At 72.2% G+C, this 8098-nt stretch carries 7 protein-coding genes and 1 rRNA gene; 5 read left to right on the forward strand and 3 right to left on the reverse strand.

Translation table 11 applies throughout. From position 1 onward, the window contains the following. Position 1: 1 nt before the first annotated feature. Both mtrA and mtnA read right to left on the reverse strand, forming a co-directional pair. The gene (gene mtrA / locus ACIHCM_RS19375; protein ID WP_187281934.1) at positions 2–691 is read right to left on the reverse strand and encodes a two-component system response regulator MtrA; all 690 of its coding nucleotides are present in this window, start codon (positions 689–691) and stop codon (positions 2–4) included. A 280-nt stretch (positions 692–971) separates the two neighbouring features. Next, on the reverse strand, positions 972–2111 hold the full coding sequence (mtnA, locus tag ACIHCM_RS19380) for an S-methyl-5-thioribose-1-phosphate isomerase (RefSeq protein ID WP_399897153.1): 1140 nt from the start codon (positions 2109–2111) through the stop codon (positions 972–974). Positions 2112–2251: 140 nt separating this feature from the next. On the opposite strand from mtnA, the gene ACIHCM_RS19385 reads away from it, so the two are divergent. Genes ACIHCM_RS19385 through ACIHCM_RS19405 form a run of 5 tightly spaced genes read left to right on the forward strand, consistent with a single transcriptional unit; the run spans position 2252 to position 7901 of the window. After that, positions 2252–3598, forward strand: a complete 1347-nt coding sequence (locus ACIHCM_RS19385) for a glycerophosphoryl diester phosphodiesterase membrane domain-containing protein (RefSeq protein WP_399897156.1) — start codon at positions 2252–2254, stop codon at positions 3596–3598. A gap of 4 nt (positions 3599–3602) precedes the next feature. Beyond that, the gene (locus tag ACIHCM_RS19390) at positions 3603–4415 is read left to right on the forward strand and encodes a DUF4129 domain-containing protein (protein ID WP_399897159.1); all 813 of its coding nucleotides are present in this window, start codon (positions 3603–3605) and stop codon (positions 4413–4415) included. Next, positions 4412–5602 carry a DUF4350 domain-containing protein gene (locus ACIHCM_RS19395; RefSeq protein ID WP_399897162.1) on the forward strand — a complete coding sequence of 397 codons (1191 nt, stop codon included), beginning with the start codon at positions 4412–4414 and terminating at the stop codon, positions 5600–5602. The genes ACIHCM_RS19390 and ACIHCM_RS19395 overlap by 4 nt, the downstream gene beginning before the upstream one ends. Continuing rightward, positions 5602–6591, forward strand: coding sequence for an AAA family ATPase (locus tag ACIHCM_RS19400; protein ID WP_399897195.1), 990 nt, complete (start codon positions 5602–5604; stop codon positions 6589–6591). The genes ACIHCM_RS19395 and ACIHCM_RS19400 overlap by 1 nt, the downstream gene beginning before the upstream one ends. Next, positions 6591–7901, forward strand: coding sequence for a DUF58 domain-containing protein (locus ACIHCM_RS19405; protein ID WP_399897165.1), 1311 nt, complete (start codon positions 6591–6593; stop codon positions 7899–7901). Before ACIHCM_RS19400 ends, ACIHCM_RS19405 begins: the two co-directional genes overlap by 1 nt. 102 nt (positions 7902–8003) lie before the next feature. Here the strand turns inward: ACIHCM_RS19405 and rrf are convergent. Continuing rightward, positions 8004–8098 (reverse strand): 5S ribosomal RNA (gene rrf, locus ACIHCM_RS19410); the annotation flags it as partial.

The raw sequence follows: 8098 nt of genomic DNA on the forward strand, positions 1-8098 counted from the left end.
GTCAGCTCGGCCCGGCCTTGTAACCGACACCGCGGACGGTCACCACGATCTCCGGCCGCTCCGGATCCTTCTCGACCTTGGAGCGCAGCCGCTGCACATGGACGTTGACCAGGCGGGTGTCCGCCGCGTGCCGGTAACCCCACACCTGCTCCAGGAGCACCTCGCGGGTGAACACCTGCCACGGCTTGCGGGCCAGCGCGACCAGCAGGTCGAACTCCAGCGGCGTCAGCGCGATCGACTGGCCCTCGCGCTTCACCGAGTGCCCCGCCACATCGATGACCAGGTCACCGATGGCGAGCTGCTCGGGCGCGGGCTCCTCCGACCGGCGAAGCCGTGCCCGGATCCGGGCCACGAGCTCCTTGGGCTTGAACGGCTTGACGATGTAGTCGTCGGCTCCGGACTCGAGCCCCACGACGACGTCGACCGTGTCGCTCTTCGCGGTGAGCATCACGATCGGCACTCCGGACTCCGCCCGGATCAGCCTGCAGACCTCGATGCCGTCCCGTCCGGGCAGCATCAGATCGAGGAGCACCAGGTCGGGCTTGGCCTCCCGGAACGCGGCCAGCGCCTTGTCGCCGTCGGCTACGAAAGACGGCTCAAAACCTTCACCACGCAGCACAATGCCGAGCATCTCGGCCAGTGCGGTGTCGTCGTCGACGACAAGGACTCGTCCCTTCATAAACGACATCATCCCATTCTCATAACGGTGAAGGAGGCGCAGGTGAGCAGGCTCACTGGCCTGTGACGATAGTCGTATGGGGCCACTACTGTCTGCCCTCGATCAGATGTCACCGGCCCCTCCAGCCACAAAGCACCGCGACGACGGGGCCGAGCCCCGGGCGAGATCAGGCCGAGATCGGTCCGACCGTCGCCCGGGACCACGCAGACCTCGCCGTCCGAGATCAAGCAGACCTCGTCGTCCGAGCTCAAGCGCCCCCGTCACCCGCGCCCATCCCCCATCCCCCATCCCCTCAGCTGACGGCCGCGCCCCGCGACCTCTCACACATCTCTGCCAGCGCCTCAGCAGTCACAGGTGACACCACACCCTCCTCCGTCACAATCGCCGTGATCAGCTCCGGCGGTGTCACGTCGAACGCCGGGTTGTACGCCTGCGTCCCCAGAGGCGCCACCGGCACCCCACCGCCCGCGCCCGTCACCGGCACATGGGGCGCCGCGACCTCCGTCACCTCGTACCCGGGCCGCTGCTCGACCTCGATGGACGCCCCGTCCGTGGTCTCCTGGTCCACCGTCGTCACCGGCGCCACCACGATGAACGGCACATGGTGATAGCGCGCCAGAACGGCGAGCGGATAGCTCCCCACCTTGTTCGCCACCGAGCCGTCGGCCGCGATGCGGTCCGCCCCGATCAGCACCGCGTCCACCTCCCCCGCAGCGAACAGCGAACCCGCCGCGTTGTCCGTGAGCAGCGTGTACGCCATGCCGCTGCGGGCCGCCTCGTACGCCGTGAGCCGGGCCCCCTGCAACAGGGGGCGCGTCTCGTCCACCCACAGCCGCCGCAGCCGTCCCACCCGATGCGCGGCGAGCGCCACGGCGAACGCCGTACCCTCCCCGCCCGACACCAGCGACCCACTGTTGCAGTGGGTGAGAATCCGGTGCCCACCGCCCGGGAGCAGCTCGTCCAGCAGTGCCAGCCCGTGCTCGGCCATCCGCGCACTCGCCTCGGCATCCTCCCGGTGCAGCTGCCGGGCAGCCGCCAGGGCGGCCGCGGCGGCCTGCTCGGTGCCGGCCCCGCGGGCGAGCGCGGCGTCGTACGCGGCCCGTGCCCGGCGTACACCCACGGAGAGGTTCACCGCGGTGGGCCGGGCGCCGGTCAGCGCGACCGCGGCCTCTTCCACGTCGAAGCCGCGCGCGGCGGCGAGCGCGACGCCGTACGCGCCCGCGATGCCGAGCAGCGGCGCTCCCCGCACGGCGAGCGAATTGATCGCCTCCACCAGGGCGGGGGCGTCGGTACAGACCAGTTCGACCTCCTCGGCGGGCAACCGCGTCTGATCGAGAAGGACCACGACAGGGCCTTCGGGGGGTTCGTCCCAGCGGATCGCCGGACTACCGGTGGACTTGTCCTCGCCGGATTGCGCGTACTGATCAGCCATGCGGTCAGTCTGCCCGCTCCACGACGGACAATTGAAGGTGTGGCACCCATACCTCGGCCGGTCCCTGGGTGAACGCCCCATGGCACGATGTCTGCCAACCTGCCGCCGCGACAGCGGTCGGGCACCGTGAAGGAGCGACGATGAACGACACTCCGGGCTGGGCCTCGCCCGGATCCGCCCCGTCCGACGGGCAGGAGCCCGGCACGTCCGGCCCTGCCGAGCCGGCCGACCGGCCCCGCCCCGCGCAGCCGTCGCAGCCCGAGGACCAGCCAGGCCCTCAGGGGCCTGACTCCGGCGCTAAGTGGTCCAAGGAGCAGCCGCCACCCGCCCAGTGGTCCGCCCCCACCGGCCCGCCGCCCCCCGGCCAGGCTCCCCCGCCCCCACCGCCCGGCCCGGGCTGGGGCGGCCACCAGCCCCCCGGCGGCCACGGCGGCGGGTACGGCAACTGGCAGGGCCCCGCAGGCGGTTGGGGCGGCCAGTGGGGCGGCCCGCCGCCCGCGGCCAAGCCCGGCGTGATCCCGCTGCGCCCGCTCGGCGTCGGCGAGATCCTCGACGGTGCCGTCTCCACCATGCGCACCTACTGGCGCACGGTGCTCGGCATCGCCCTCACCGTCGCGATCGCCACGGAGGTCGTCGTCATCCTGCTCCAGGGCCTCGTCCTGGACCAGCGGGCCGGCACCGATGCCCTCGAAGACCCCAACGCCACCCTCGACGAACTCACCCGCGCCCTCGGCGACGCGCTGCTCAGCTCCGGGGTCATCTTTCTGATCTCCCTGATCGGCACCGTCGCGGCGACCGCGCTGCTCACCACCGTCACCAGCCGCGCCGTCCTCGGCAAGCCCGTCACCACAGGTGAGGCCTGGCGCGACGCCCGTCCGCGCGTGCTGAAGCTGTTCGGCCTGATCTTCCTGCTGCTCCTGATCGCCCTGGGCGTCGCCTTCGCGGGCGCCGTGCCCGGCATCCTCGTGACCCTGGCGGGCGGTGGCGCCGCCGGCGCCGCACTCACCGTCCTGGGCAGCCTGTGCACCGCCGTCGTCGCCCTGTGGCTGATGGTCCGCTTCTCCCTGGCCTCCCCGGCGCTGATGCTGGAGAAGCAGGGCATCCGCAAGTCGATGAGCCGCTCCGCGAAACTCGTCCGCGGCTCCTGGTGGCGCGTCTTCGGCATCCAGCTGCTCGCCACGATCATCGCGAACATCGTCGCGGCGATCGTCGTCATCCCCTTCACCTTCCTCGCCGCGGCCTTCGGCGGCGACGGCATCAGCGGATTCCTCGACGGCACCGGCGACTTCGGCTGGACCTTCCTGATCATCAGCGGCGTCGGCTCCGTGATCGGATCCATGATCACGTTCCCGATCTCGGCCGGTGTCACCGTGCTCCTCTACGTCGACCAGCGCATCCGCCGCGAGGCCCTCGACCTCGATCTGGCCCGTGCCGCCGGCGTCCAGGGCTACGGTCCCGGCACCTCCAACCCCTCGCCGGGGAGCTGATGCGGTGAGCCTGGCCGGGGGGGTCCTCACAGCCGTGCCACTGCCGCGCGCCCACGAAGCCGTCGTACGCGCCTTGTTGCGTGCCGGCGATCTCAGCGCGCGACCGCCGCACCGCACCGGCGGCACCTCCGTGCTGTCGCTGCCCGGCTCCGACGACGAACCGCCGCTGACGATCCCCCGCGACCCGGCGAGGGAGGCAGCCCGCCACGAGCTGTCGAAGCGCATGTACCACGAGGACGACCCCGGCCTCTTCCAGCGCCTCCTCGACACCTTCTGGGAGTGGCTCGGCAAACTGCTCCGCCTCGCGTCCGACGCGACCCCCGGGGGCACGCTCGGCCTCCTCGTCATCATCGTCGCCGTCCTCGCGGTCCTGGGCGCCCTGTGGTGGCGCCTGGGCACCCCGCGACGCCGCCCCACCTCCTCCGCCGCCCTGTTCGACGACCGGCCGCGCAGCGCCGCCGAACACCGTGCGGCCGCCGAGGCCCACGCCGCCCAGGGCCACTGGAGCCAAGCCCTCCAGGAACGCATGCGCGCCATCGTCCGCTCGCTGGAAGAACGCGCGCTCCTCGACGCCCGCCCCGGCCGCACCGCCGACGAGGCAGCAGCCGAAGCCGGCCGCACCCTTCCCTCCCACGCGGACCGACTGCGCGCCGCCGCCCGGGACTTCGACGACGTCACGTACGGCGGACGCGTCGCCGCCGAGCCGTCGTACCGCCGCATCGCCGAGCTCGACCACGACCTGGAACGCGCCAAACCACAGCTCACCAGCAGCACCCGCAACGCGGACCACAACAGCCGCCAGGGAGCCGCCGGATGACCACGCAGGCCACGCTCCCCACCACCTCGGTCGCGCGCACCCCCCGCCAGGTGTGGACCCGCACGCGAGGCATCGCGCTCGCCCTCGTCCTCCTCCTGGCCGGGGCCGTCGTGATCGCCCTGGTCCGCTCCGACGCGCACCGCGGCAGCCTCGACCCGCGCTCCGCCGCTCCCGAAGGCAGCCGCGCCGTCGCCGTGCTCCTCGCCGACCGCGGCGTGTCCACCCGCGTGGTCACCACACTGGCGGCAGCGCGCGCCGCAGCCGCCCCCGACACCACCCTCCTGGTCGCCGTCCCCGACCTGCTGACGGAACCGCAGCAGACGCAGCTGCGCTCCACCATGGCCGAATCCGGTGGCCGCACGATCCTCGTCGCCGCCGGCAGCGCCTCTGTCGAGCAGCTCGCCCCCGGCGTCACCGCGGACCCCGCCACCAGCCTCCGGTCCACGCTCGAACCGGACTGCGACTTCCTCCCCGCCCGCCGCGCCGGCGCCGCCGACACGGGCGGCCTCCGCTACACCGCCCTGCACCCCGAAGCCGACAAGTGCTACCCGAGCCAGCGCCTGGCCAGCCTCATCCGCATCCCCGAGGCGCCCGGAGGCGGCGACACCGTCGTCCTCGGCGCACCGGACATCCTCTTCAACGACCGCCTCGGCGAGCACGGCAACGCCTCGCTCGCCCTCCAACTGCTCGGCTCCCGCCCCCATCTGGTCTGGTACCTCCCCTCACTGGCCGACACCACCGCCCAGGACGAGGAACGCAGCTTCCTCGACCTGCTCCCCTCGGGCTGGCTCTGGGGCACCCTGCAGCTCTTCATCGCCGCAGCCCTCGCCGCCCTCTGGAGGGCACGCCGACTCGGCCCCCTCGTGCCCGAAAAACTCCCCGTGGCGATCCGTGCCTCCGAAACCGTCGAAGGCCGCGCCCGCCTCTACCGCAAGGCCAACGCCCGCGACCGCGCGGCCGCCGCTCTTCGCTCCACCACCCGCACCCGCCTCGCCCCCCTCGTAGGCGTCCCCGTGGCCCAGGCACACGCGCCCGAAGCCCTGCTCCCCGCGCTGTCCGCCCACCTCCACGGCGACGGACACTCCCTGCAACCTCTCCTCTTCGGCGCGCCGCCAGGCGACGACGCAGCCCTCATCTCCCTCGCCGACCAACTCGACGCCCTCGAAAGAGAGGTACGCCGTCCATGATGGACCCGACCACTGACAACGCCGGGCAGACCGGGGACCCGGGCACCGCCCGAGCCGCCCTGGAGGCCCTGCGCGCCGAGATCGCCAAGGCCGTGGTCGGCCAGGATCCCGCCGTGACCGGCCTCGTCGTCGCCCTGCTCTGCCGCGGACACGTCCTCCTCGAAGGAGTCCCCGGAGTCGCCAAGACGCTGCTCGTCCGCGCCCTCGCCTCCGCACTCGAGCTCGACACCAAGCGCGTCCAGTTCACCCCCGACCTCATGCCGAGCGACGTCACCGGCTCCCTGGTCTACGACGCCCGCACCGCCGAGTTCTCCTTCCAGCCCGGCCCGGTCTTCACCAACCTCCTCCTCGCGGACGAGATCAACCGCACGCCCCCGAAGACCCAGTCGTCCCTCCTGGAAGCAATGGAGGAACGCCAGGTCACGGTGGACGGCACCCCGCGCCCGCTCCCCGAGCCGTTCCTGGTCGCCGCGACCCAGAACCCGGTCGAGTACGAGGGCACCTACCCCCTCCCCGAAGCCCAGCTCGACCGTTTCCTCCTCAAGCTCACCATCCCCCTCCCCTCCCGGCAGGACGAGATCAACGTCCTCACCCGCCACGCGGAGGGCTTCAATCCCCGCGACCTGCGCGCCGCAGGCGTACGCCCCGTAGCGGGCGCCGCCGTCCTGGAGGCCGCCCGCACGGCCGTCGCCAAGACCACGGTCTCCCCCGAGATCACGGCCTACGTCGTCGACATCTGCCGGGCCACCCGCGAATCGCCGTCCCTCACCCTGGGCGTGTCCCCGCGCGGCGCCACCGCCCTGCTCGCCACCTCCCGAGCCTGGGCATGGCTCACCGGCCGCGACTACGTCACTCCCGACGACGTCAAGGCCCTGGCCCTGCCCACCCTCCGCCACCGCGTCCAGCTCCGCCCGGAGGCCGAAATGGAGGGCGTGACGGCCGACTCCGTCATCAACGCCGTCCTCACCCACGTCCCCGTCCCCCGCTGATGGCACTCACCGGACGCGCCGCACTCCTCGCGGCCCTCGGAGCACTCCCCGTAGGCCTGTGGGAGCCCAGCTGGACAGGAATCCTGGCCGTCAACGGCCCCCTGGCCCTCGCCTGCGCCTGCGACTACGCCCTCGCAGCCCCGGTGCGGCACCTGGGCCTGACCCGTTCAGGCGACACCTCCGCACGTCTGGGCGAAACAGCGGACGTCACGCTCACCCTCACCAACCCCTCCCGTCGCACCCTGCGCGCCCAACTGCGCGACGCCTGGCCCCCCAGCGCCTGGCAGCCGGGCACCGAGGTCGCGTCCTCCCGGCACCGCCTGACTGTCCCCGCCGGCGAACGCCGCCGCCTCACCACCCGCTTGCGCCCCACCCGCCGCGGCGACCGTCAAGCCGACCGCGTGACGATTCGCTCGTACGGCCCTCTGGGCCTCCTCACCCGCCAAGGCACCCACAAGGTGCCCTGGACGGTACGCGTCCTGCCGCCCTTCACCAGCCGCAAGCACCTCCCTTCGAAACTCGCCCGCCTCCGCGAACTCGACGGGCGCACAAGCGTCCTCCAGCGAGGCGAGGGCACAGAATTCGACAGCCTGCGCGAGTACGTCCCCGGCGACGACACCCGCTCGATCGACTGGCGCGCCACAGCCCGCCAGACCACGGTCGCCGTACGCACCTGGCGCCCCGAACGCGACCGCCACATCCTCTTGGTGCTCGACACCGGGCGGACCTCGGCCGGCCGCGTGGGTGACGTACCCCGTCTCGACGCCTCCATCGATGCCGCGCTGCTCCTGGCCGCCCTGGCCTCCCGCGCGGGTGACCGCGTCGACCTCCTCGCCTACGACCGCCGAGTACGCGCCTCGGTCCAGGGCCGCACGGCAGGCGACGTACTGCCCGCCCTGGTGAACGCCATGGCGACACTCGAACCGGAACTCATCGAGACGGACGCCCGCGGCCTCGCGGCCACAGCACTCAGAACGGCTCCGCGCCGCTCCCTGATCGTCCTGCTCACGACCCTCGACGCGGCCCCGGTGGAAGAGGGCCTGCTCCCGGTCCTCCCCCAGCTCACGCAACGCCACACCATCCTCGTGGCCTCGGTTGCAGACCCTCACATCGCCGGCATGGCGACCTCCCGCGGAGACGCGGAGTCGGTCTACGACGCCGCAGCCGCGGCCCAGGCCCAAGCCGAACGCCACCGCACAGCCGAACAACTCCGCCGACATGGCGTGACGGTGGTGGACGCGACGCCGGACGAATTGGCGTCAGCGCTGGCAGACGCGTATCTGGCGCTCAAGACAACGGGCCGTCTGTGATCTGACGGAGCCTTCAGGGAAAGTCACTGAGGCCTTTTCCTTTCCAGGCCCCTGAACGCAGAAAACCCCGCATCCGAAGATGCGGGGTTTCCCTCAATATTTGTTCGGCGGCGTCCTACTCTCCCACAGGGTCCCCCCTGCAGTACCATCGGCGCTGTAAGGCTTAGCTTCCGGGTTCGAAATGTAACCGGGCGTTT

The organism is Streptomyces sp. NPDC052023 (assembly GCF_044548465.1).
Lineage (GTDB): Bacteria > Actinomycetota > Actinomycetes > Streptomycetales > Streptomycetaceae > Streptomyces.

Coding starts and splice junctions, on each gene's coding strand:
- mtrA (WP_187281934.1), bottom strand. CDS start 691: ATGATGTCGTTTATGAAGGGACGAGTCCTTGTCGTCGACGACGACACC.
- mtnA (WP_399897153.1), bottom strand. CDS start 2,111: ATGGCTGATCAGTACGCGCAATCCGGCGAGGACAAGTCCACCGGTAGT.
- ACIHCM_RS19385 (WP_399897156.1), top strand. CDS start 2,252: ATGAACGACACTCCGGGCTGGGCCTCGCCCGGATCCGCCCCGTCCGAC.
- ACIHCM_RS19395 (WP_399897162.1), top strand. CDS start 4,412: ATGACCACGCAGGCCACGCTCCCCACCACCTCGGTCGCGCGCACCCCC.
- ACIHCM_RS19400 (WP_399897195.1), top strand. CDS start 5,602: ATGGACCCGACCACTGACAACGCCGGGCAGACCGGGGACCCGGGCACC.
- ACIHCM_RS19405 (WP_399897165.1), top strand. CDS start 6,591: ATGGCACTCACCGGACGCGCCGCACTCCTCGCGGCCCTCGGAGCACTC.